The following is a 23109-nucleotide window of genomic DNA, read 5'->3' on the forward strand; positions in this document are numbered from 1 at the left end:
CGATTCGTCCCGGGATTCGACGCGAGTGAACGGCCGGATTCACTCTCACGGGCGTTGATCGCACCGATTCCGCTGAGCCTCCAACGTGAATTTTGCGTCCGACGCAATTTTCGCGGATATGGCGGCGCTATTCGTTGATGCTCCTCCGGAGAAATGGTGAATTCGGTTCCGGCCGTTCTCCTGGTCGGTCGCTGATCCGGCCAACCTCGCTCCATGCGTCCGCAACCAGCAGTCGAAAGGGCGGAAAATAGGTCCGGACGGCGGATTTCCCACTCTTTTGGCATATTCCGCGCAACACCTGGACGGCGGAACCGCGGGCGTGCGGCTTCGCGTCTGTAGTAGTGTCCGTTCCCGTAGCTGCTCGCCACGGCATGCACTGGGGAATCTGTGGTCGGAAAAGGGCTTTTCGCGCGCGCTCCGGGAAACAGGTCATTTCGTCGGATAGCCGCCGCGGCGATCGCGCTGCTGCTGGTCGAGATCACCGTCGCGGGCAGCGGCGTGCTCGGCTGGTCCGGCTCGATCGCGCTCAACAAGGTGTGGGAGATCGCCGCCTCGGTCGCGGCGCTGGGGGCGTGGACCTGGTCGGCGGTCCGGCACCAGGGGCCGCAGCGCCGGTGGCGGCAGTGGATGAGCGCGGCCATGGCGTGCTTCCTGGTCGGTCTGGTCGCCTGGAGCTGGGGCCAGGTCGTCGTGGCGGCCCCGCTGCCCACCGCGACGCTCGGGCCGGCCGGGTTCCTGCTGACACCGGTGATCGCGCTGCTGGCGCTGGTGATCCACGCCTACGAACGCGGACCCGGGCCGCGATCGCCGCTGGGCGACCCCCGCAACCTGGCCATCAAGGCGCTGGACCTGCTGATCATCGCCGGTTCGGTGGTGCTGTTCGTCTCGGTCACGCTCGGCACGCACCTGTCGCAGGGCTGGGACTCCTCCGGGCCGATCCTGACGATGCTGGCCGCGCACCCGATGGCCTACCTGTGGCTGGCCGCGGGAACGGTGGCGCTGGCCAGGCTGCGCCGCGGCGCGCGCGAGCTGCCGGTGCTGTTCATCGCGCTCGCCGCGGTGTCCTACATGGTCTCCAGCGCGCTGTTCGGCCACTACGTCGAAACCGGGGCCGAGACGATCCCGCCGTGGCTGGAAGCGGGGTTCATGGCCTGTCCGGTGTTCTTCTTCCTCGGCGCGCTGGCCCCGAGCACCGGCCGCCGCGAGCAGGAGGGCCGCGCGCACCGCACCGTGCGCGAGGTCGTCCAGCTCGCGGTGCCCTACCTGCCGCTGATCGCCACCGCCCTGTTCATCGCGGCCGGCCTGCTGGCCGGGCTCACCCTCACCCGCTTCCAGGAGTGCGTGTTCGTGGCGCTGATGGGACTGGTCATCTCGCGCCAGCTCGCGACGCTGCTCGAGAACAACCGCCTGCTGCGCAGGGCCGAGTACGAGGCGCTGCACGACCCGCTGACCGGGGTGGCCAACCGGACGCTGTTCCTGCACTGGCTCGAACGCAGCCTCGCCGACTGCCGCAGGCCGATCGTGCTCGCCTTCTGCGACCTCGACGACTTCAAGGAGGTCAACGACAACTTCGGGCACGCGGCAGGGGATTTGGTGCTGACCAGCGCCGCCCGGCGGCTGACCCGCTGCGCGGGCGCCGACGACCTGGTGGCGCGGCTGGGCGGCGACGAGTTCGCCGTGGTGCTGCACAACGTCCACGAGCCGCTGGAGGAGGCGGGGCAGCGCCTGCTGCGGGCCCTGCAGGAACCTCACGACCTCAACGGGCGTCCGCTGGTGGTCAGCGCGAGCGTCGGCATGACGTACCTGAGCCCGGACCAGCCGGTCGCGGGCACCGACACCCTGATGCGCTGGGCCGACAGCGCCATGTACGTGGCGAAGCGGCGGGGCAAGAACACCCTCGCCCACACCCTCGAGTTCCGGGAGGAGCACATCCGATGACCTCGGCGTCCGAGCAGATCGTGCGGACCCTCGACCTGCGGCCGTTGAACGTGTGCAACGGCTACTTCCGGGAGACCTGGCGCGACGACAACGCCACGGTGATCTACTGGCTGCTGCCCCGGGAGCACCACGCCGGATGGCACGCCGCCGCGCACCCGGAGATCTTCACCCACCACTCCGGCGACCCGCTCCGGATCACCCTGCTCGACCCTGCCGACGGCCGGCCGCGCGACCACGTCATCGGCCCGGACGTCGAAGCGGGCCAGCACCCGCACTTCGTGGTGCCCGGCGGTGTCCTGCAGGCCGCGCGCACGCTCGGCGACCACAGCCTCACCAGCGTCGTCGTGGCGCCACCGTTCTCGCCCGGCATCGTCTCGACGCCCGACGTCGACGACCTGTGCGCGCAGTACCCCGATCACGCCGAACGCATCCGCGCGCTCGCCTGAGCACGGCGACCCCTACTCGCTGCCCTTGAACGGCCCGGCTGACTCGCCGGGCCGGCAGCGTTTGCGCTGGTCCAGGCGGTATGGCGCCATGGCGCCGAGAGGTGGCGCCATCTGTAGCGCCAAAGTGCTTGCCATGGCGCCACAGTGGTGCCATATTGGCACCATGGATTTGACGCCCTTCGTCGACAACCTCCGCCGGGAGCTGGCCGTCGCTGCCGACGCCGGCGGCGAGGACGCCCGCGCGCTCGCCGAGCGGCTCACCGCGCCGCTGGAGTCCGCCGCGCGCCTCACGCTGCTCAACGCGCTCACCGCGGCGGCGGAGGAGATCACCCGCGACCTGGCACCGGGCTCGGTCGACGTCCGGCTGCGGGGGCTCAACCCGGATTTCGTCGTGACCGCGCCGAGTTCCGAGCAGCCACCCGACGACGCACCGGAAGGCCCGGCGGCGCCCGTCGGCGCACCGCCGGCGGAGTCGGGCGAGGGCACGCACGCGGCGGCGGGCGCCGAGGACGGCCCCACGTCACGCATCAACTTCCGCCTCCCCGAGCAGCTCAAGCTCCGGGTCGAGGAAGCCGCCGCGCGGGAGGGGCTGTCGGTCAACGCGTGGCTCACCCGCGCCGTAGCCACAACGCTCCGGGGCGACGACCGCGGAATCCGTTCCAGGAAGCGCGACCACTGGGGCGGGCAGCGCTACACCGGCTGGGTTCGCTGACGGCCGGGGCCGGCGGCCCGCAAGCGCCGCCGGTCGCCTGAGGACTCGGGCCGGCTGATCGCCGACCGACCTGACACCACACGCGTTCCACCTGCGGAAACGCGGAAACGAACACTCAGAAGGGGACCATCATGCCTGTTTTCCCTAGCCCCGAACCGATCTCGGCAACCGTCGACATCGTCCTCGGGACCGCCCGGATCGTGGCGAGCGACCGCGCCGACACCGTCGTGGAGGTCCGCCCGAGCAGGGCGGGCAACAGCGCGGACACCAAGGCCGCCGAGCAGACCCGAGTCGAGTTCTCCAACGGCGTGCTGCTCGTCAAGGCGCCCAAGCAGTACGGGTTCTTCACCAGGGCGGGATCGATCGACGTCGTCGTCGAACTGCCCGCGGGGTCCGACCTGCGCGCCGAGGCCGCGGCCGGGAAGTTCCACTGCGAGGGCCGTTTCGGTGACGGCCGGATCTCCACCGCGTCCGGCGACATCCGCATCGACGAGGGCCGGACGCTGCGGCTGGAAACCTCCAGCGGAGACATCGCGGTCGAGCGCGCGGTGGGCCACTCCAAGATCACCGGGGCGGGCGACCTGCGGATCCGCGAGATCGACGGCACCGCGGAGATCAAGAACATCGCCGGTCAGACCTGGGTCGGCGAGGTGACCGGCGACATCCGGCTGAGCTCCGCCGCCGGCGACATCGCGGTCGACCGGGCACTCGCCGGCGTGCGGGCCAAGACCGCGTCGGGCGACATCCGCATCGGTGAGGTCGTGCGGGGCTCGGTGACGCTGGAAACCGCGTCCGGAGAGGTGGAGGTCGGCATCGCCGAGGGCACCGCCGCGTGGCTGGACGCGAACTCCATGGCCGGCACCGTGCGCAACCACATGGCCGACTCCGACGGCCCGGGCCGATCCGACCAGACCGTCGAGATCCGGGCCCGCACGTTCCACGGCGGCATCGTCATCCGCCGGGCCGTGGCCGCGGACTGACAGCGCCGGTTTCCTTTCGGCGTTCGTCCCGCATGCCGTGACCCGGCGGTCGCCATCCGGTCGCCGGAACTCGCCCGGAATCGAGGGAAGATGAACACAACCAGGCCGAAACCGGCTGTCGCGGCGGCCGGTCTGCGCAAGACCTGCGGCACGCGCACGGTGCTCGACGGTGTCGACCTGCTCGTCCCGCAGGGCGGTGTCTTCTGCCTGCTGGGGGAGGCCGGGGCGGGCAAGACGACCGTGGTGCGGCTGCTGTCGGCGCTGACCGCCCCCGACGGGGGCGAGTTGCGCGTCGCCGGACACGACGTGGTGCGCGCGCCCGCGTCGGTGCGCGCGGCCGTCGGGCTCTGCGGGCTCACGGCGGTCGACGGATCGCTGACCGTCGAGGAAAACCTGCTGCGGACGGCGGACTTGCACCGGCTGGGCCAGGACGACGGCCGGAGCCGGGCCGCGGACCTGATCGAACGGTTCGATCTGGTCGACGTGGCGGGGGCGCCCGCCGCCCGCTGCCGCCGAGGCGAGCGCCGCAGGCTCGAACTCGCCATGGCCGTGGTGGGGTTGCCGCCGGTGCTGCTGCTGGACGAGCCGACCGCCGGCCTCGACCCTGGCGACCGGCGTGCCGTCCGGCGGATCGTTCGTCAGCTCGCCGACGCCGGGGTCACGGTATTCCTGGCGACGCGCTCCCGGGCGGAGGCGGCTGCGCTGGCCGACCGGGTCGCGGTCCTGCACGGGGGCAGGCTGGTCGCGGGGGGAATGCCGGACGTCGAAGCGGATCCGTGCCGTGGGGAGACGGGGGCGATGCCGGTGCGGGACTTCTTCGCCGGGAACGAAGCAGCCAGGTGCGCTGTGTCCAGGAGCTGACCGGCGGGCTGGGGGTGGGGTGGGAGCCGCCGGTTTCGGCGACCCCCACCCCAAGTTCGGGGGAATATCCGATGTGGACGGCGTCATGGCCGTCCACATCGGATGTACGGGACGGGGGAGTCCCGGTCAGCCGGAGAGGCCGACCTTCTTCGAGCAGACCGGCCACGCCTTGGCGCCCTGGGCCTTCAGCACCTTCTCGGCGACGGCGATCTGCTGCTCGCGAGTGGCGTCGGACGCCTTGGAGGCGTACTGGGTGCCGCCGTAGGCGGACCAGGTCGAGGCCGTGAACTGCAACCCGCCGGAGAAGCCGTTGCCGGTGTCGGCGTTCCAGTTCCCGGTGCTCTCGCACTGCGCGAGGCGGTCCCAGGCCGAGGCCGAGGCGGCGCCGGCGGGCACCGCGGCGGCCAGCGGTGCGGCCGCGATCGCACCGGCGAGCGCGACGCGGGCGAGGACACGGGTGCTGAAGAGGTTTCGCGCCATGGATCGTCTCCTGCTGCGCCTTCGAGAGGACGGGCGCCGGATTCGCGCGGTGCGCCGTCCGGCCCGTGCCGTCGGGGGCGGCATCGGTCGTCCTTCGGGTATCTCGTTCCTGCCCGGTGCTCGTCGTTTCGGGGGCGGGAAGCTCGCCGGGCAGGTCCGGCGCTGCGAGCTTCCGGTTGATTGCTTGCCGGTTCGGGGCCGACAGCCGGAAACGCTACGTAACCGCCGGCGGCTCGCCAACCTGAGGCAGCCGTGACGGCCGTCATGCAGGCGAAACGGTGATCGCTCGGAAATGTGCGTCGTCGCAGTTCAGCGGGCCATGTCGACCGGCAAGGAAGCGCTACGCTGAGTCAACCGTGTCCACGTGCCTCACCCGCGTGGGTTACGCACGTTAGTGGGTCCCGCGAGCGAAACCGATCTTGGTCGGCAGCTGCTTCAGCACGCTCGGCGTGGTCCAGACCGGCTGAGGCGCAGGCTCGGCGACTGCGAACAGGCCGGAGATGTGGAGAAGATCCCCAGCCCTGGAGCCCGAAACGGCAACGGGCGTGGAGCCCGAAACGGCAACGGGCGTGGGGCGTGGAGCGGCGACGGGGCGTGGAGCGGCGACGGGGGCGCGAAGTGGCAACGGGGCGTGGGCCGGGAACCTCCGGCCCACGCCCCGCGGTACTACGACGAGCAGGTGTTCAGCATGCTCTGCAGCGCCGACTTCTCCGCCGACTGCAACCGCAGGCCCCAGTGGTGCTTCACCCGGATCCACATCTTGGAGTAGGTGCAGTCGTAGGTGCTCACCGGCGGCTGCCAGGACGCCGGGTCCTGGTCGCCCTTGGCCTGGTTGACGTTGTCGGTCACCGCGATCAGCTGCGGGCGGCTGAGGTCGTTGGCGAACGACTCGCGCTTGCTGTCGGTCCACGAGGAGGCGCCGGAACGCCACGCCTCGGCCAGCGGGACCACGTGGTCGATGTCCACATCGGACGCCGCGGTCCAGGTGGCCCCGTCGTACGGGCTGTACCAGCGGCCGGAGGTCGCCGCGCACGAGCCGTCGACGACGACGTTGGTGCCGTCGCGCTTGAGGACGGTCTCGCGGGTGTTGCAAGCGCCCGAGACGGTGCTCCAGTGCGGGAACCGGTCCCGGGAGTAGCCGTCCATGGAGCCTTCGCCCGCGACGGTCAGCGCGTTGAGCTCCGACTGCGCGGTGGCCTTGCTCGGGATGCCGGGTGGCGTGGCGTTGGCGACCGGGGCGACCAGCCCCGACAACGCGGTGGTGGCGAGAAGAACACCGAGGGCACCGGCCCGGCGGCGTCGTCCGGATGAGCGGAACACAGGACCTCCCAGGGGAAGGTGAGTGGGGCTCCCACCGTTCCCGCTCCCGGTATCCGAAGCGCCGCTTTCACATGTCGATACCGCGACGATGCCGTGAAGGCTTCCCGCCAGGGGCCCGAAACGGCGGGCCCGCCCCCGCGGTCCACGAGGACGGGCCCGGTTTCACCACGACGTCGTCACACCGCTTCGACGGCCCCCGTGCGGCGTTCGTGGCGGAGCATGGCGCCGAGGGCCAGCAGCGCGACCGCGGAGCCGCCGGTCATGGTGAGCGCCATCGCCGGGCCGTCGTTGCCGAGCAGGCCCACCAGCGGGGCGATCAGCGCGCCCAGCCCGAACTGACCGGCGCCCAGCAGCGCCGCCGCGGTTCCCGCTGTCTCGCCGTGCCTGGACAACGCCAGCGCGGGCGCGTTGGGCAGCACGAACCCGAACGCACCGAGCAGGAACCACAGCGGGAGGATGAAGCCGAGCAGGCCACCCGTGCCGGTGGTGGTCAGTGCGACGAGCACCACGCCGAAGGCGGTGGCCGCCGCGAGCGAGCTCAGCACGATCTGGCGTTCGGTCCACCGGTTCAGCAGCACCACGTTCAGCTGCGAGGCGCCGATGAGCGCCACCGCACCGGCGCCGAAGACCAGTGCGAACTCCTGCTGGTCGAGACCGAACTGCTCCTGCAGCACGAACGAGGAGCCCGAAACGTAGGAGAACAGCCCGGACATGCCGAGCGCGGCCACCAGAGCCATGATCATGAACTTGCCGTCGGTCAGCAGCGTGCGGTAGGCGCGCAGCACCGGGCGCACCTCGCCGGGCAGGCGCCGTTGCGGCGGCAGCGTCTCATCGAGGGCGAAGATCGCGACCAGCAGCAGGATGCCGCCCAGCACCGCCAGCGCCGCGAACACGCCGCGCCAGGAACCGGTGAGCAGGATCGCCCCGCCCAGCGTGGGCGCCAGGATCGGTGCGGCTCCCATCACCAGCATGAGGCGGGAGAGCGCGGTGGCGGCGGCGCGCCCGGAGTACAGGTCGCGGACCACCGCCAGCGCGACGACCATGGTCGCGGCGGCGCCGACGCCCTGCAACGCCCGCAGCAGCCCCAGGACCGCGATGTTGGGCGCCACGATGCACAGCAGCGAGGACGCGATGTGCAGCACCGTTCCCAGGATCAGCGGCAGCCGCCTGCCGACCGCGTCGGAGAAGGGGCCCACGAGCAGTTGCCCGAGCCCCAGGCCGAGCAGCGTCCCGGTGAGGGTGAGCTGGACGGCCGACGACGTGGTGAGCAGGTCGTCGCCGATCGCGGGCAGTGCGGGCAGGTACATGTCGATGGTCAGCGGGCCGAGGGCGACCAGCGCCCCCAGGACGACGATGACCCGGACCCGTTCGAGCCGGCTCGCAGCGGAGGTCGCCTGCTCCGCCCGGGGTGGCGTGGACTCGGCGTCCAGGGTTGCGTGATTCATCTCGGCCTTTCGAGCTGAGGGGTTCGAGATCGGGATCTGACAGGGGGAGAAGCAACCCGGGAGATCGGTTTGTTCCCGTTGCGGCGAACATTCTCAAAATCCAGTGGAATGCGGTCCGGCGCCGTATAATGTGCGCAGTCCCGCACGGGGCCCTGCGGTGTCTGCGAACTTGGTCCCAAGTCGAGGAGCGCGGGAATTTTCCTGCCGCGCAAGGTGTTGAAGTACCTCTGTCCTGCGATGTCCGGTGTCGTGGGCCGGACGGCAGTGGAGTCGATCACGTGTCGCGGGCCGCGAAAAATGAGTTGGCCGCGAGGTGGTCACTTCCGGAACTGCGCGTTAATTGCGCTGAGCAAAGCCATGCGCACTACTGGTGATGGCGGATTTCGGCGCATTTTCGGCAAAGGGATGTCAAGTGGTCCTGTCCGGTCCACGCCGGCACGGCGACCGCGGCCTGCCGGGCGAGTACGAGCACCGGCCACACCCCTTCGCTGCGGCTACCCAGTGGGGTGCGGGGCGACACATGCGGCCCGGTAAGTCCAAAGTGGACGATCGATTCGAGGGCCCGCCCAGCGCGCGTGGCGCAGGCACGCATGTCAGGGTGGAGGCATGGTTGGCTTCGGATACACGCTGATGACCGAGCAGTCCTCACCGCGCGACCTGGTCACCCACTCCGCCGCCGCCGAGCGCGCGGGCTTCGACTTCGAGGTGATGAGCGACCACTACTTCCCGTGGTTGAAGGAGCAGGGCCACTCGCCGTACGCCTGGAGCGTCCTCGGGGCGGTGACCCAGGCGACCCAGCGGGTGGAGCTGATGACCTACGTCACCGCGCCGATCATGCGCTACCACCCCGCGGTGGTGGCCCAGAAGGCGGCGACCATCGGCCTGCTCTCGCAGGACCGCTTCACGCTGGGTGTCGGGTCCGGTGAGAACCTCAACGAGCACGTGGTCGGCGCGGGCTGGCCCCCGGTCAACGTGCGCCACGAGATGCTGTCGGAGGCGCTGCGGATCATCCGCTCGCTGTTCGACGGCGGATACGTCAACTTCGCGGGCAGCCACTACCGGGTCGACTCGGCCAAGCTGTGGGATCTGCCCGGACGCCGGGTGCCGATCGCGACCGCGGTGTCGGGCGACCAGTCGATCCACCGGTTCGCGCCGCTGTCCGACGCGATGATCGCGGTGGAGCCCAACGACGCGTTCTGCCGCGAGTGGGACTCGGTCGCGAACCGCGACGCCACCCGCAAGATCGGCCAGATCCCGATCGCGTGGGACCCCGACCGCGACGCCGCGGTGCGGCGCGCCTGGGAGCAGTTCCGCTGGTTCGCCGGCGGCTGGAAGGTCAACGCCGAGCTGCCCGGTCCGCAGGCCTTCGCCGCGGCGACCCAGTACGCCCGGCTCGAGGACGTCGGCAGCGGCATCCCGTGCGGGCCCGACGTCGAACCGATCGTCTCGGCGGTCGCCAAGTTCTGGGAGGCCGGGTTCACCGACGTCGCGCTGGTCCAGGTCGGGGTCGACAAGGACCCGGACGGCTTCTTCCGGTTCGCCGAGAACGAGTTGCTCCCGGCGTTGCGCGAGGCCGCGCCGCGGTAGTGGTTCCGGCTGCAGCTGTTCCGGCCGACGGTCAGCGGACGGTGATCGCGTCGTAGCGCAACGTGATCACCGTCCGGCCGTCTCCGTCACCACTCGTCGCCGCGAGGCGCGCGCGTCCGGCTCGCGGCCGGCCTGCGGGCGGGGGCGCGGCCGGGGCGCAGCGCATCCTCGGGGCGGGGACGGTTGACCCAGGAGTCGAAGACCAGGACGAGAGCCGCGATGCCGACCAGCCCGATCCCGATCTGCAGTACGCCGAGGAGGATCGCCACCCCTCCGACGAGGAGCATGGGCGCCACCAGCACCCAGCAGAAAGGGTCGATGCGACCGAAGGTCGCAGACCGGGCCGCGTCACGCGCCATCGCCAGAACTCTCTTCCGCTCAAGTTTTCGGGAGGCGATCCTATCCTGGGGCGTTCCGGGCCCTCGTCGCAGATCGGTCAGAGCGGGCTCGGCGGCGTCGGTGCCGGACCGCGCCCGGCGCGCGGATGTGGCCGCCGTCTCAATGCCGTGGCCGTGCTCCGGCGGCCGCACCGCCCGAGAACCGGCCACAATGGACTGCCGCGTCGCGGCCGGTGCGAGTTGCGGGTGCTGCCACCCCTGCGTAGCGTGGCCGGAACCCGAGGTCCGGTGGCCGGGGGCGAGTGGCGGGCGCCGGCGGTGAGGTGCGCCGCCTTGTCCCGCGACGGGTCGACACCTCGGTCCTGCCCAGGAAGGCGCGGGATCGCGATGAGCCGAGTCGAGCTGGACGCAGCGGGTGTGCGCGATCCCGGGCTGCGCGCGGCCTACCGGCGCTGCCGCGACCTCAACGCGTGCCACGGGCGCACCTACTTCCTGGCCACCAGGCTGCTCACCCCCGCGCAGCGTCCGGCCGTGCACGCGCTGTACGGGTTCGCGCGGTGGGCCGACGACGTGGTCGACACCCCGCGGCCGGGGGAGGACGACCTCGCGCGGGAGCGGCGGCTGGACGCGCTCGCCCGCGAGCTGTTCGCCGGGCTGGACCGGGGCGGCAGCGACGACCCGGTGCTCGCCGCGGTCGTCGACACAGCGGTGCGCCACGGCATCGACCGGCGGCTGTTCGAGGACTTCCTGCACTCGATGCGCATGGACCTGACGGTCACCGACTACCCGGACCGCGCCGCGCTGGACACCTACGTGCGCGGGTCCGCCGAGGCGATCGGGCTGCAGCTGCTGCCGGTGCTGGGCACCGCCAGCCCGCCCGGCGTCGCCGCACCGCACGCCGCGGCCCTGGGCAAGGCCTTCCAGCTCACCAACTTCCTGCGCGACGTCGCCGAGGACCTCGACCGCGGCCGGGTCTACCTGCCCGCCGACGAGCTGGCCGCCTTCGGCGTCGACCGGTCGCTGCTGCGGTGGTGCCGGCTGCGGGAGCGCACCGACCCCCGCGTGCGGGCCGCCCTGGCCGCCCAGCACGCCACCACCAGGGAGATCTACCGCTTCGCGGCCCGGGGGATCGCGATGCTGCACCCGGTGTCGCGGCCGTGCGTGCGGACCGCGCTGGTGCTCTACTCCGAGATCCTCGACCGGATCGAGGACGCCGACTTCGCGGTGTTCGCCCGCCGGGCGAGGGTCGGCAACCTGCGCAGGCTCCAGGTGGCGGGGATGGCGGTGCTGCGGGTGGCGTGGGCTCGCTCGGGTCACCGGCCGGGGCCGGTGGCCTGCGCGCGGGCAGGTGGGCTGTAGCCATGGGCAGGTCATCGGACGCGGCGGCGCTCGGCTCAGCGCCGCGGGGCAGGGCCGTACCACGCGCCTTCGACTCCGGTGCGCGGTGCTACGACCGGCTGGTCGGCGCGAACCCCGGGTACCACGAGCACCTGCGGCTCTCCGCGCGCCGGATGCGGCTGCCCGACGGCGGTGCCGGGCTGCGCCTGCTGGACGCGGGTTGCGGCACCGGCGCCTCCACGGGCGCCCTGCTGTCGGTGGCGCCCGACGCCGAGATCGTCGCGGTCGACGCATCGGAAGGCATGCTGGCCAGGGCGCGCGGCAAGCCGTGGCCGCCGTCGGTGAGCTTCGTCCGCACCGGCGTCGAGCACCTCGCCGAGGCAGGCGTGCGCGGTCCGTTCGACGCGGTCTTCGCCGCTTACCTCGTCCGCAACCTCGACGACCCGGACAGCACCCTGCGCGAGTTCCGGTCGCTGCTTCGGCCAGGGGGAACGCTGGCGGTGCACGAGTACTCGGTGCGCGACTCGCTTCGGGCGCGGGTGGTGTGGCACGCGGTGTGCTGGAGCGTCATCATCCCCGCCGGGCGGCTGCTGGGCGGGGACGCCTCGCTCTACCGCTACCTGCGGCGCAGCGTCGCGGCGTTCGACGGCGCCGACCGCTTCCGCCGCAGGCTGCGCGAGGCGGGCTTCACCGCGGTGCACAGCGAGACGATGACCGGCTGGCAGCGCGACGTCGTGCACACCTTCCTCGCCGACCGGCCGGAAGGAGGCCGGGAGTGGACGAGCTGATCGGCGCGGACCGCCGGATGGTCCGCCACCCCGCGCCCGCCGGTGCCCTCGATGCCGGTGCGCTGCCGCGGCGTCCCCGCGTCGTCGTGGTCGGCGGCGGGATCGCGGGGCTGGCGGCGGCGACCGGGCTCGCCGAACGCGGCGTCGGGGTCGAGGTCGTCGAGCGCGAGCCGCACCTGGGCGGCCGAGCGGGCGGGTGGACCGACTCGCTGCCCGACGGCACCGAGGTGGCGATGAGCCGGGGCTTCCACGCCTTCTTCCGGCAGTACTACAACCTCCGCGGGCTGCTGCGCCGCGCCGATCCGGGACTGGAGCGGCTGGTCGCGCTGGAGGACTACCCGCTGCTGGACGCCGACGGCCACCGGGACTCCTTCCGCGGCCTGCCCCGCACCCCGCCGTGGAACGCGCTGGCCTTCGCCCTGCGCAGTCCCACCTTCGGCGTGGCGGACCTGCTGCGGATCAACGCGCGCGCCGCGGCGTCGCTGGCCGCGGTGTCGGTGCCGCGCACCTACGCCGAGCTCGACGACCACGACGCCGAGAGCTTCCTGCGCGACATCAACTTCCCGAGCGCGGCGCGCGCCCTGGCGTTCCGGGTGTTCTCCCGCAGCTTCTTCGCCCCGCCGACGCGGATGTCGGCCGCCGAGCTTGCCACCATGTTCCACATCTACTTCCTGGGATCCAGCGAAGGACTGGTCTTCGACGTCGCCGACGCCGGCTTCGACAGCGCGCTGTGGGAGCCGCTGCGCGAGTACCTGCGCGCGCTCGGGGCCGGGTTCCGGACGCGGACGGCGGTGACCAGGGTGCAGACCGCGGGTGGGGGCTTCCGCGTGCAAGACGACACCGGAGGTGCCGTCGAGGCCGACGGCGTCGTGCTGGCCACCGACGTGCGCGGGCTGCGCGAGGTCGTCGAGGCCTCGACCGGCCTCGGCGACTCGGCGTGGCGGGAGTCGGTGCGCTCGCTGCGGACGGCGCCGCCGTTCCTCGTGCAGCGGCTGTGGCTCGACCGCCCCGTGCACGCCGACCGCCCGGCGTTCCTCGGCACCGCCGGGTTCGGTCCGCTGGACAACGTCAGCGTGCTGGAACGCTTCGACGACGACGCGAAGGCGTGGACCCGCCGCACGGGCGGTTCGGTGGTGGAGACCCACGCCTATTCCGCGCGCGGCGGAGCCGCCGAGACGCCCACCGCTCTGCGCGAGCAGTTGCGCCGCGTCTACCCGGAGACGGCCTCGGCCGGCGTCGTCGGCGAGCTGACGCGGTGGGGCGCGGACTGCCCGCTGTTCGGGGTCGGCGACTTCGCACGCCGTCCCGGGGTGCGCACCCCGCACGACGGGCTCGTGCTCGCGGGCGACGGGATCCGCATCGACCTGCCGGTGGCCCTGATGGAGCGCGCGGCGACCACCGGCTGGCACGCGGCGAACTGCCTGCTCGCGAAGTGGGGCCTGGCGGGGCACCCGGTGCACACGGTGCCCACCGCCGGACGGATCGGGCCGCTGCGGTGGCTCGCGGAACGGACCAGGCAGCGATGACCGAGGAAGGGCACGGATGACCGGACCACGCGGGACACGCCGAACGAGGCGGCCGCGACGAGACGGGGAGGGCGGATGCGCGAGCTGAGCACGGGCCGTCGGCGCTGGCCCCGGCGCTGGCCGCTGCAACCGGTGCCCCGCTCCCGCTGGGAGCAGCAGAAACCGACCTTCCGGCAGGCGCGGCCGACCCTCATCGACGCCGCGCTCAAGCGCGCCGAGGCGCGCCGCTCCGGCAACTGGTACGTCTTCGCCGCCAGCCGCGACATCCGCGCCGACCGGCCGCACGGCGCCAGGGTCGCCGGTGCGGAGCTCGTCGCGTGGCGGGACGCCGACGGGCGGCTGCGCGCCGGGCCGGGTGCGTGCCCGCACATGGGGGCGCCGATGAGCCAGGCCAAAGTGGACTGCGGCGACCTGGTGTGCCGCTGGCACGGCCTGCGCGTCGGGGCAGGCGGCGGCCACGGCTGGCGGCCGTACCCGGCGCACGACGACGGGGTGCTGGCATGGGTGCGGCTCGACGAGGCAGGCGGTGAGGAGCCGACGGACCGGCCGGTCGTGCCGCGGCGGCCTCCCGCGGAGTCCGCGGTGGACTCCGTGATGGCGCTGACCGGGACCTGCGAGCCCTCCGACGTCGTGGCCAACCGCCTCGACCCGTGGCACGGCGCGTGGTTCCACCCCTACTCGTTCACCCATCTCGAAGTGCTCGAAGCACCCCCCGAGATCGACGTCGAGGAGCACCGGGACCGGTTCCTGGTGGCCGTCACCTTCCGGGTGGGCGCGGGCCTCGGCGTGCCGGTGCGGGCGGAGTTCACCTGCCCCGAACCCAGGACCGTGGTGATGCGCATCGTCGAGGGCGAGGGCGCCGGGAGCGTGGTGGAGACCCACGCGACACCGCTCGGCCGCGGACCGGACGGCAGGCCCCGCACCGCCGTGATCGAGGCCGTCGTCGCCGACTCCGGCCGCCGCGGCTTCGCGCTCGCCCGCGCCGCGGCCCCGGCGCTGCGGCCGCTCATGCGCCGCGCCGCCAGGAGGCTGTGGCGCGACGACCTGGCCTACGCCGAGCGGCGGTTCGACCTGCGCTCCTGACGGCCGCCGGCCACGGGCCGCGGCGCGGTCGCGGGTGAACCGGATCGTGTCAGGTCGGGTATGGTCGGCCCGCCGACGCCGTCGGCCGCGACGCCGTCGCGGCGCGGGTCGACTCGGGTCGGCGCGGAGTTCGAACGGCCGGATGCGCGAACAGGGCGCCCGGTGCGTGCGGGAGGTGGTGTCGTGGCGACCGTCCTCAGCGGCCTCGCGCGTCGCCCCCGCGCGTCAGGCGGGCCCGGCCGGCGACCGTCCCGGCGGTCCGGAGGTGCTCATGCCTGAATGGCGTCCGCGGCGCCGGTCGAGGCGCTACCGCAGGGTCGAGGAGACACCGAGCCAGGGACCGGCCCCCGAGCACTCGATGGACCCTCGTTCGGACGAGGACGTCCCGCTGGCCGACCGGCCGCTGATCGACACCGCGATCTACCGCGACGGGCACCGGACGGCCACCCCGGTGAGCCTGGCGCAGACCTACCGCGAGCTGCCGCGCCAGGACCGCGCCATGGCCTGGATCGGCCTCTACCGCCCGGCCGAGGACGAGCTGCTGGCCGCGGCCGAGGAGTTCGACCTGCACAAGCTCGCCGTCGAGGACGCCATCGTCGCCCACCAGCGGCCCAAGCTGGAGCGCTACGGCGACACCCTGTTCGTGGTGCTGCGCGCGGCCCGCTACCTCGACGAGGCCGAGGAGGTCAGCTTCAGCGAGCTGCACCTGTTCATCGGGCCGAACTTCGTGCTCACCGTCCGCCACGGGCTGGCACCCGACCTCGCCGCGGTCCGGCAGCGGATGGAGGACGACCCGGAGCTGCTGGCGCGCGGTCCGGAAGCGGTGCTCTACGCGGTCCTGGACAGCGTCGTCGACGGCTACGCCCCGGTGATCGCGGGGCTGCAGAACGACATCGACGAGATCGAGACCGAGGTCTTCGGCGCGGACCCGCACGTGTCCCGGCGGATCTACGAGCTCTCCCGCGAGGTCATCGAGTTCCAGCGGGCGACGCGGCCGCTGCTGGGCATGCTGCAGAGCCTGGAGGCGGGGTTCGAGAAGTACGGCATCGACCAGGAGCTGCAGCGGTACCTGCGCGACGTCGCCGACCACGCGACGACCGTGGCCGAGCGCGTCGACGGCTTCCGCCAGATGCTCGACAGCATCCTCACGGTCAACGCCACGCTGGTCACCCAGGCGCAGAACGAAGAGATGAAGAACATGACCCAGGCCAGCTACGCGCAGAACGAGGAGATAAAGCGGATCTCCTCGTGGGCGGCGATCCTGTTCGCGCCCACGCTGATCGGCACGGTCTACGGCATGAACTTCGACACGATGCCCGAGCTGCACTGGGCGTTCGGGTACCCGTTCGCGATCGCCCTGATGGTGGTGGTCTGCCTCGCGCTCTACGCGGTGTTCAAGCGCCGCGACTGGCTCTGACCCCGACGCACGAGCGCCCCGGCACTCCCGGTGCCGGGGCGCTCGCGTCTCCGCCGACGGCTGCAAAGTGTTTCGACGGGCCGTTCGGGCTCAGGGCATCAGAATTCCATGTATACGTGTGACTCCTCGTCTGTCGGCTGACCAGGAACGGGCATTCGTCGAAGCGGCTGCAAACCGTTGCAAGGGCTTTCGCGCTCCTTGACCGGTCAAGGAGCCGCTGCTTCAATCGCCCACCGGTTGTGCCGCGGATCACCGACGAAGGAGTCCCCATGTCCGAGCACGTGATCGACCGACGGACCTTCGCCAAGGCCACCGGACTGGCGACCGGCATGCTGGGCGTCGCGAGCTGGGTCCCGGCGACCGCGGCCCACGCCGCCGGGGAGCCGGTCACCACCGCCTCGCCCGACGGCTCGGTCAGCGCGCATTTCCGCGTCCGCGCAGGCAGGCCGGAGTACTCGGTCACCAAGTCCGGCCGCACCGTCGTCGACTGGTCGCGGCTCGGTTTCGAGCTCGGCGACGGCGGCAGGCTGGGGGAGTCGGCCGAACTGGAGGCGCTCGCCCGCCACGAGCTGGACGAGACCTGGCACCCGGTCTGGGGTTCCGCCTCGGAGATCCGCAGCCACTGCGCCGCCGTCGTCCTCCGGCTCCGCGAGACCACCGAACCGGTCCGCCACTTCGAGCTCGAGTTCCGGGTGTTCGACGACGGCGTCGGCTTCCGCCACGTCTTCCCCGGCCAGCGCGACCTCGGTGACTTCGAGGTGCTCGACGAGCTCACCGAGTTCCGCTTCACCGCCGACCACACCGCGTGGTCGAGCCCGGCGAACTACGACTCGGTGGAGTACCTCTACAGCCAGACGCCGCTGACCGGGGCTGGTTTGCTGCACGAGTGGCAGGAACCGCGCGGCGAGGAGGGCGAGAAGCTCGGGACGCTGGCGACCCCGCTGACGGTGCGGGTCGCCGACGACATCTACCTCGGGCTGCACGAGGCCGCCCTGCTCAACTACCCGGACATGACGCTGGCCAAGATCGACGGCGAACCGCACCTGCGCAGCGCCCTGGTGCCGCGCAAGGGGGAGGGCCGGGTCAAGGCCCGGCTGCGGGCGCCGTTCCCGACCCCGTGGCGGGCGCTCATCATCGGCGACCGGCCCGGCGCGCTGGTCGAGTCGCACCTGGTGCTCAACCTCAACGAGCCCTGCGCGATCGAGGACACCTCGTGGATCGCGCCCGGCAAGTTCGTCGGCGTGTGGTGGGAGATCCACAAAGGACGCAACACCTGGACCGAGGGGCCCGACCTCGGCGCCACCACCGAGAACACCATCCGCTGCATCGACTTCGCCGCCGAGAACGGCATCCCCTACGTACTCGCCGAGGGCTGGAACGAGGGCTGGGAGTCCGACGGCTTCGGCGACCGGCAGAACTTCACCAAGGCCAACGCGCAGTTCGACCTGCGTCGCGTGGTCGACCACGCCCGGCAGCGGGGTGTGGCGTTCCTCGCCCACAACGAGACCGGCGGCGGGATCGACAACTACGAGCGCCAGCTCGACGAGGCGTTCGCGCTCTACGAGCGGCTCGGGATGCCCGGGGTGAAGACCGGATACGCCGGGGACATCGAGGACCACTACCACCACGACCAGTGGATGGTGAACCACTACCAGCGGGTCGTCCACAAGGCCGCCCAGCACCGGTTGATGATCAACGCCCACGAACCGATCAAGGGCACCGGCATCGAGCGGACCTACCCGAACTTCGTCAGCCGCGAGGCCGCGCGCGGGATCGAGTACGACGCCTGGTCGCGCGGCAACCCGCCGGAGCACACCGTGACCCTGCCGTTCACGGTGATGCTGGCCGGTCCGCTGGACTACACGCCGGGGATCTTCGACATCACCTGGTTCCCCGAGCAGTCGCCCGAGGACTCCTTCGGCGCCGACAACGACGGCACCCGCGTGCACACCACCCGGGCGCACCAGATCGCGCTGTACCCGGTGCTGCTCAGCGGGCTCCAGCAGCTCGCCGACGTGCCGGAGAACTACCGCGGCGCACCGGAGTTCGAGTTCCTGCGCGAGGTGCCGGTCACCTGGGACGAGACCCGCGTCGTGCAGGGCGAGATCGGCGACTTCATCACCATGGCGCGGCGCAGCGGCGACCGCTGGTTCGTCGGCAGCCTCACCGACGAGCAGGAGCGCGTGCTCGACGTGCCGCTGGACTTCCTCGGCGAGGGCGCATTCGTCGCCCACGTCTACGCCGACGCGCCGGAGACCGACCTCGACGCGAACCCGAACGCGGTGCGGATCGACCGGTGGCTGGTCGACTCCGGTGCGGTCGTGCGCGCCGAGCTCACCCGGGGCGGCGGCCACGCCATGCGCATCGTCCCCGCGACCGACGAGGATCTGCGGTCGCTGCGCCGCTACCCGCGCTGACGGACCGGCCGCCGGCTCACCGGTGCGGTTCGGGCGGGGCCGTGGTGGTGGAGCGGGCGACCAGCTTCGGTTGCAGGAGGTGGCGCACCGGCTCGGTGCGTCCCTCCCGCACCCGCTGCAGCAGGGCCTCCGCGGCCAGCCTGCCCATCTCCCGCCGCGGCTGGTCCACAGTGGTCAGCGCGACGTGCGAGAGCGCGGCCAGCGAGGTGTTGTCGTAGCCGATCACCGAGATGTCGCGCGGCACCTCCAGCCCGGACTCCTCCAGCGCCGAGATCGCACCCACCGCGTTGAAGTCGTTGGCGGCCACGATGGCGGTGGGCAGCTCGTCGACGCGCTCCAGCAGCCGCCCGGCGGTCTTGGCTCCCGCGACGTCGGTGTACTCGCTGGGCAGCACGACCGGCTCGAGGCCGTGGCGGCGCATCGCCCGGGTGTAGCCGCGCTTGCGCGGCGCGGCCTGCGAACCGTGCCCGCCGTCGAGGTGGGCGATGCGGGTGTGGCCGAGCCCGACGAGGTGGTCCACGGCCAGCTGCGAGCCCGCCTCGCCGTCGTCGTTGACGGTGTCCACGGTGCGCAGCCGGGAGGAGCGTGCGACCAGCACGACCGGTGCCCGGTCGGCTGCCGAGGCGATCGCGGCGGCCGGGACGGCGGGCCCCAGCAGCACGAGTCCGGCCGGGCGGAACGAAAGCAGGCTCTCGACCGCCCTGCCCTCGCGCGAGGCGCTGCGGCCGCCGGTGTTGATGATCAGCTCGAAGCCCTCGGCCCTGGCCGCCGCGTCGAGGCCGTCGACGATCTCGGCGAAGAACGGGTTGTGCAGGTCCGAGACCATCACACCCAGCACCGTGGACGTGCGCGAGGCCAGCGAGCGGGCCATCGCGTGCGGTGAGTAGCCGAGCTCCTCGGCCGCGCGCAGCACCGCCTCCCTGCGGTGCGGGCTGACCTTGGGCGACTCCCGCATCACCAGCGAGACCAGCGCGCGCGAGACGCCCGCCCGCGCCGCGACATCCTCCATGGTCGGCCGCTGCACGAACGCGCTCCTTCCCTGCCCGCCGGGGTGTTGACATCGCTGAGAGCCAGCATACAGCATTGGAGCGCTCCAACTAGTTAGAGCGCTCCAACGAAACCCCACCGCAACGGAGGCTGTGCGCAGAGATGGACATCGGAGTAGCCGGAGTCGGCCGGATCGGCTCCATGCACGCGGCGAACCTGGCCGCCGTGCCCGAGGTGGACGAGGTCCTGCTGTACGACCCGGTCCCGGGCCGGGCCGCCGAGGTCGCCGCGGGACTGGGCGCAGGCACCAGGGCGGTGGACACCGTCGAGGACCTGCTCGCGGCCGACGGCGTGCTGGTGGCCACGCCCACCGACACCCACCCGGACATGGTGCGCCGCGCGATCGCCGCGGGAACGCCCGTGCTGTGCGAGAAGCCGCTGGCCGCCGACGTGGCGACCAGCGCGGCGCTGGTGGAGGAGATCGAGGCGTCGGGCGTGCCGGTGGTGATCGGCTTCCAGCGCCGGTTCGACCCCGCGACCGCGGAGCTGCACCGCAGGCTGCGCGCGGGGGAGGCGGGGTCGGTCTACCTGGTCCGCGCGGTGTGCAACGACCACACGCCCCCGCCGAGCGAGTTCGTGGCCACCTCCGGCGGGTTGTTCCGCGACTGCCTGATCCACGACCTGGACGCGGTGCCGTGGCTGGTCGGCGAGCCGGTCACCGAGGTCTACGCCTCGGGCTCGGTGCTGGTCGACGAGGCGTTCGCCGCGGCGGGCGACGTGGACAACGCGATCGTGACCCTGCGCTTCGCCGGGGGAGCGCACGCGCTGCTGTCGGCGGCCCGCCACGACCCGGTGGGCTACGACTGCCGGATGGAGGTCTTCGCCTCCCGCGACACCCTCGCGGTCGGCGTCGACGACTGCACCCCGCTGAACTCCCTGGAGCAGGCCGGGCCCCGGCCGGTGCGGGCGTGGAAGTCGTTCACCGAGCGCTACCACGACGCCTACGTCAACGAGATGCGCGTGTTCTGCGAGGTGATCGCGGGCCGGGCCGAGAATCCCTCGCCGGCGCGGGAGAGCCTGGTGAGCCTGCGGCTGGCCGACGCCTGCGAGCTGTCCGCGCGCACCGGTCGTCCGGTCGTCGTCGAGGAGCGGGATGTGGTCGCATGAGCACCGGGTTCCGCGTCGCCGCAGCGCCGATTTCCTGGGGCGTGAGCGAGGTTCCCGGATGGGGCACCAAGCTCGACGCCGATCTCGTCCTCGCCGAGATGGCCGAGCTGGGCGTGCGCGCCACCGAGCTCGGGCCGCCCGGCTACCTCTCCGACGACCCGAAGCGGCTGCTCGACCGCTACGGCCTGGAGCTCGTCGGCGGTTTCCTCGCGGTGCCGCTGCACGACGCCGAAACCGCGCGGGACAGTTTGCGAGCAGCGGAGCGCTCGGCGGCGCAGTTCGCCGAATGCGGCGGTGACGTGCTGGTGCTGGCGGCGGCCACCGGGCTCGACGGCTACGACGAGCGTCCCGATCTCGACGACGAGTCGTGGGCCAGGCTCGTCGAGACGGCCGACCGCATCGCCGAGGTCGCGGCCGCCCGCGGGCTGCGCACCGTGCTGCACCCCCACGTCGGTACACACGTGGAGACCGAGGCCGAGGTCGAGCGCTTCCTCGCCGACTCCCCGATGCCCCTGTGCCTGGACACCGGCCACCTGATGCTCGGCGGGACCGATCCGGTCGCGCTCGCCGCCAAGCACCCGGAGCGCGTCGGCCACATCCACCTCAAGGACGTTCGCGCCGACCTGTGCGAGCAGGTCCGCGCGGGCAGCGTGGCGTTCACCGATGCGGTGGCCGGAGGGCTGTTCGTGCCGCTCGGCGAAGGCGACGTCGACACCGGCGCGATGGTGCGCGCCGTGCACGAGGCGGGCTACCGGGGCTGGTACGTGATCGAGCAGGACACCGCGCTGAGGCCGGGGGCTTCGACGTCGGCGCCCCGCCTCGACACCGAACGCAGTCTCGCGCACCTGGACCAGGTGTTCTCCGGGCTTTAGCCGGTGAGCGACCGGTTTTCGCCGTGGGTGCCACCGCGAGCGCGGTCGAGGAGCTGGAGCGGCACGACCTGAGGGCCTGTCTTCGCCTCACCTCGCGCAGCGGTTCCGGTGGCACTCCGGCACGCCGCGCCTTCCCAGGGTGTGGACGTCGTGCCGGTGCCGGAATAGCGACGCCCGGTGATCCCTTGCAGCCGTTGTCGGCGGCAGACCGCAGAAGGGATCACCCGCATGGCACCGGGATCGGGAATGCACCTGGCAGTGGCGTTGGACGGTGCGGGCTGGCACCCGGCCGCGTGGCGGGAGCCGGACGCCCGGCCGCACGAGCTGTTCAGCGCGCGGTACTGGGTCGACGTCGTCGGTGAGGCCGAGCGGGGCCTGCTGGACTTCGTCACCGTCGAGGACTCGCTGGCCCCGCAGTCCTCGCTCGACGACGGCTTCGACGACCGCACCGACCAGGTTCGCGGCAGGCTCGACGCGGTGCTGGTCGCGTCCCGGGTCGCGCCGCGCACCGCCAACATCGGGTTGGTCCCCACCGCGGTCGCCACCCACACCGAGCCCTTCCACCTCTCCAAGGCGATCGCCACGCTCGACTACGTCAGCACCGGACGCGCGGGGATCCGCCCGCAGATCGCGCCGCGCCTCAGCGAGGCGGCGCACTTCGGCCGGCGGGAGTTCCCGCCAGGGGCGCCGGACGGGCACGTCGCCGGACTGCTGGAGGAGGCGGCCGACTACGTCGAGGTGCTGCGGCGGCTGTGGGACAGCTGGGAGGACGACGCGGAGATCCGCGACGTCGCCACCGGCAGGTTCATCGACCGCGACAAGCTGCACTACATCGACTTCACCGGCAGGTGGTTCAGCGTCAAGGGACCGTCGATCACGCCTCGGCCGCCGCAGGGCCAGCCGCCGGTGGCGGTGCTCGCGCACGGTCGGCGCACCTATCGGCTGGCGGCGCGGTCGGCCGACGTCGTCTTCGTGACACCGCGCGACGTGGCCGAGGTCCGCTCGATCGCCGAGCAGGTGCGCGGTGAGCTGGAGGTCGCGGGGCGGTCGCCGCAGAGCGCTCACCTGTTCGGCGACCTGCTGGTCTTCCTCGACGAGTCCCGAGCGGCCGCGCAGGCGCGCAAGGCGCGCCTGGACGAGCTCGACGATGCACCGCTGTCTTCCGACGCGCAGGTCTTCACCGGCACGCCGGCGCAGCTCGCCGACCGGCTGCTCGAGTGGGCCGGCGCGGGACTGAACGGTTTCCGGTTGCGTCCCGCCGCGATCCCGCACGACCTGGCGGCCATCACCCGCGGACTGGTGCCCGAGCTGCACCGCCGCGGCGCGTTCCGCCGCCGGTACGAGGCGGCCACCCTGCGCGGCCTGCTCGGCCTCGACCGTCCCGCCAACCGCTACGCCGGAGTGTGA

Annotated in this window: 20 protein-coding genes; 15 read left to right on the plus strand and 5 right to left on the minus strand. The window is 72.4% G+C overall.

What is annotated here, in order from left to right; genetic code table 11:
• Positions 1-387 precede the first annotated feature (387 nt).
• The 5 genes from SACE_RS15790 (at position 388) to SACE_RS15810 (ending at position 4937) form a co-directional block, all read left to right on the plus strand.
• Positions 388-1938, plus strand: coding sequence for a GGDEF domain-containing protein (locus SACE_RS15790; protein ID WP_009945516.1), 1551 nt, complete (start codon positions 388-390; stop codon positions 1936-1938).
• Positions 1935-2384 carry a cupin domain-containing protein gene (locus SACE_RS15795; RefSeq protein ID WP_009945515.1) on the plus strand — a complete coding sequence of 150 codons (450 nt, stop codon included), beginning with the start codon at positions 1935-1937 and terminating at the stop codon, positions 2382-2384. Before SACE_RS15790 ends, SACE_RS15795 begins: the two co-directional genes overlap by 4 nt.
• Before the next feature lie 163 nt (positions 2385-2547).
• On the plus strand, positions 2548-3096 hold the full coding sequence (locus SACE_RS15800) for a toxin-antitoxin system HicB family antitoxin (RefSeq protein WP_009945514.1): 549 nt from the start codon (positions 2548-2550) through the stop codon (positions 3094-3096).
• 131 nt (positions 3097-3227) lie between these two features.
• On the plus strand, positions 3228-4076 hold the full coding sequence (locus tag SACE_RS15805) for a DUF4097 family beta strand repeat-containing protein (RefSeq protein ID WP_009945513.1): 849 nt from the start codon (positions 3228-3230) through the stop codon (positions 4074-4076).
• 90 nt (positions 4077-4166) lie between these two features.
• Positions 4167-4937: an ABC transporter ATP-binding protein gene (locus SACE_RS15810; protein WP_009945512.1), complete on the plus strand. Its 771-nt coding sequence runs from the start codon at positions 4167-4169 to the stop codon at positions 4935-4937.
• 126 nt (positions 4938-5063) lie between these two features.
• Here the strand turns inward: SACE_RS15810 and SACE_RS15815 are convergent, their stop codons facing one another.
• The 3 genes from SACE_RS15815 to SACE_RS15825 all read right to left on the minus strand — a co-directional run bounded on the left by SACE_RS15815 (position 5064) and on the right by SACE_RS15825 (position 8182).
• Positions 5064-5417: a transglycosylase family protein gene (locus tag SACE_RS15815; RefSeq protein ID WP_009945511.1), complete on the minus strand. Its 354-nt coding sequence runs from the start codon at positions 5415-5417 to the stop codon at positions 5064-5066.
• A 666-nt stretch (positions 5418-6083) separates the two neighbouring features.
• Complete coding sequence (locus tag SACE_RS15820) at positions 6084-6737, minus strand: HNH endonuclease family protein (protein WP_009945508.1); 654 nt, start codon at positions 6735-6737, stop codon at positions 6084-6086.
• Positions 6738-6913: 176 nt separating this feature from the next.
• Positions 6914-8182 carry a multidrug effflux MFS transporter gene (locus SACE_RS15825; RefSeq protein WP_009945506.1) on the minus strand — a complete coding sequence of 423 codons (1269 nt, stop codon included), beginning with the start codon at positions 8180-8182 and terminating at the stop codon, positions 6914-6916.
• A 606-nt stretch (positions 8183-8788) separates the two neighbouring features.
• On the opposite strand from SACE_RS15825, the gene SACE_RS15830 reads away from it, so the two are divergent.
• Positions 8789-9769 (plus strand): TIGR03557 family F420-dependent LLM class oxidoreductase, encoded by a 981-nt coding sequence (locus SACE_RS15830; RefSeq protein ID WP_009945505.1) that lies wholly within the window; start codon positions 8789-8791, stop codon positions 9767-9769.
• Between the two features lie 86 nt (positions 9770-9855).
• On the opposite strand, the gene SACE_RS15835 is transcribed toward SACE_RS15830, so the two are convergent.
• Entirely contained in the window at positions 9856-10128 is a 273-nt protein-coding gene (locus SACE_RS15835) for a hypothetical protein (RefSeq protein WP_009945503.1), read from the minus strand.
• 366 nt (positions 10129-10494) lie between these two features.
• On the opposite strand from SACE_RS15835, the gene SACE_RS15840 reads away from it, so the two are divergent.
• The 6 genes from SACE_RS15840 (at position 10495) to SACE_RS15865 (ending at position 18676) form a co-directional block, all read left to right on the plus strand.
• Positions 10495-11466, plus strand: a complete 972-nt coding sequence (locus SACE_RS15840; RefSeq protein WP_009945502.1) for a phytoene/squalene synthase family protein — start codon at positions 10495-10497, stop codon at positions 11464-11466.
• A gap of 2 nt (positions 11467-11468) precedes the next feature.
• On the plus strand, positions 11469-12233 hold the full coding sequence (locus SACE_RS15845) for a class I SAM-dependent methyltransferase (protein WP_011873980.1): 765 nt from the start codon (positions 11469-11471) through the stop codon (positions 12231-12233).
• Positions 12221-13759: an FAD-dependent oxidoreductase gene (locus SACE_RS15850; RefSeq protein ID WP_009945500.1), complete on the plus strand. Its 1539-nt coding sequence runs from the start codon at positions 12221-12223 to the stop codon at positions 13757-13759. Before SACE_RS15845 ends, SACE_RS15850 begins: the two co-directional genes overlap by 13 nt.
• 75 nt (positions 13760-13834) lie before the next feature.
• Entirely contained in the window at positions 13835-14842 is a 1008-nt protein-coding gene (locus SACE_RS15855) for a DUF5914 domain-containing protein (RefSeq protein ID WP_011873981.1), read from the plus strand.
• 271 nt (positions 14843-15113) lie between these two features.
• Positions 15114-16259 (plus strand): magnesium and cobalt transport protein CorA, encoded by a 1146-nt coding sequence (locus tag SACE_RS15860; protein WP_011873982.1) that lies wholly within the window; start codon positions 15114-15116, stop codon positions 16257-16259.
• A gap of 269 nt (positions 16260-16528) precedes the next feature.
• Positions 16529-18676, plus strand: coding sequence for a glycoside hydrolase family 97 protein (locus SACE_RS15865; RefSeq protein WP_009946318.1), 2148 nt, complete (start codon positions 16529-16531; stop codon positions 18674-18676).
• Between the two features lie 16 nt (positions 18677-18692).
• Here the strand turns inward: SACE_RS15865 and SACE_RS15870 are convergent, their stop codons facing one another.
• Positions 18693-19700 carry a LacI family DNA-binding transcriptional regulator gene (locus tag SACE_RS15870; protein ID WP_009946317.1) on the minus strand — a complete coding sequence of 336 codons (1008 nt, stop codon included), beginning with the start codon at positions 19698-19700 and terminating at the stop codon, positions 18693-18695.
• Between the two features lie 125 nt (positions 19701-19825).
• Between SACE_RS15870 and SACE_RS15875 the strand changes: the two genes are divergently transcribed.
• The 3 genes from SACE_RS15875 (at position 19826) to SACE_RS15885 (ending at position 23109) form a co-directional block, all read left to right on the plus strand.
• Entirely contained in the window at positions 19826-20830 is a 1005-nt protein-coding gene (locus tag SACE_RS15875; RefSeq protein WP_009946316.1) for a Gfo/Idh/MocA family protein, read from the plus strand.
• The gene (locus SACE_RS15880; RefSeq protein WP_009946315.1) at positions 20827-21702 is read left to right on the plus strand and encodes a TIM barrel protein; all 876 of its coding nucleotides are present in this window, start codon (positions 20827-20829) and stop codon (positions 21700-21702) included. The genes SACE_RS15875 and SACE_RS15880 overlap by 4 nt, the downstream gene beginning before the upstream one ends.
• A 228-nt stretch (positions 21703-21930) precedes the next feature.
• Positions 21931-23109, plus strand: coding sequence for an LLM class flavin-dependent oxidoreductase (locus tag SACE_RS15885; protein ID WP_009946314.1), 1179 nt, complete (start codon positions 21931-21933; stop codon positions 23107-23109).

It is taken from the genome of Saccharopolyspora erythraea NRRL 2338 (assembly GCF_000062885.1).
In the GTDB taxonomy this organism is placed as follows: domain Bacteria; phylum Actinomycetota; class Actinomycetes; order Mycobacteriales; family Pseudonocardiaceae; genus Saccharopolyspora_D; species Saccharopolyspora_D erythraea.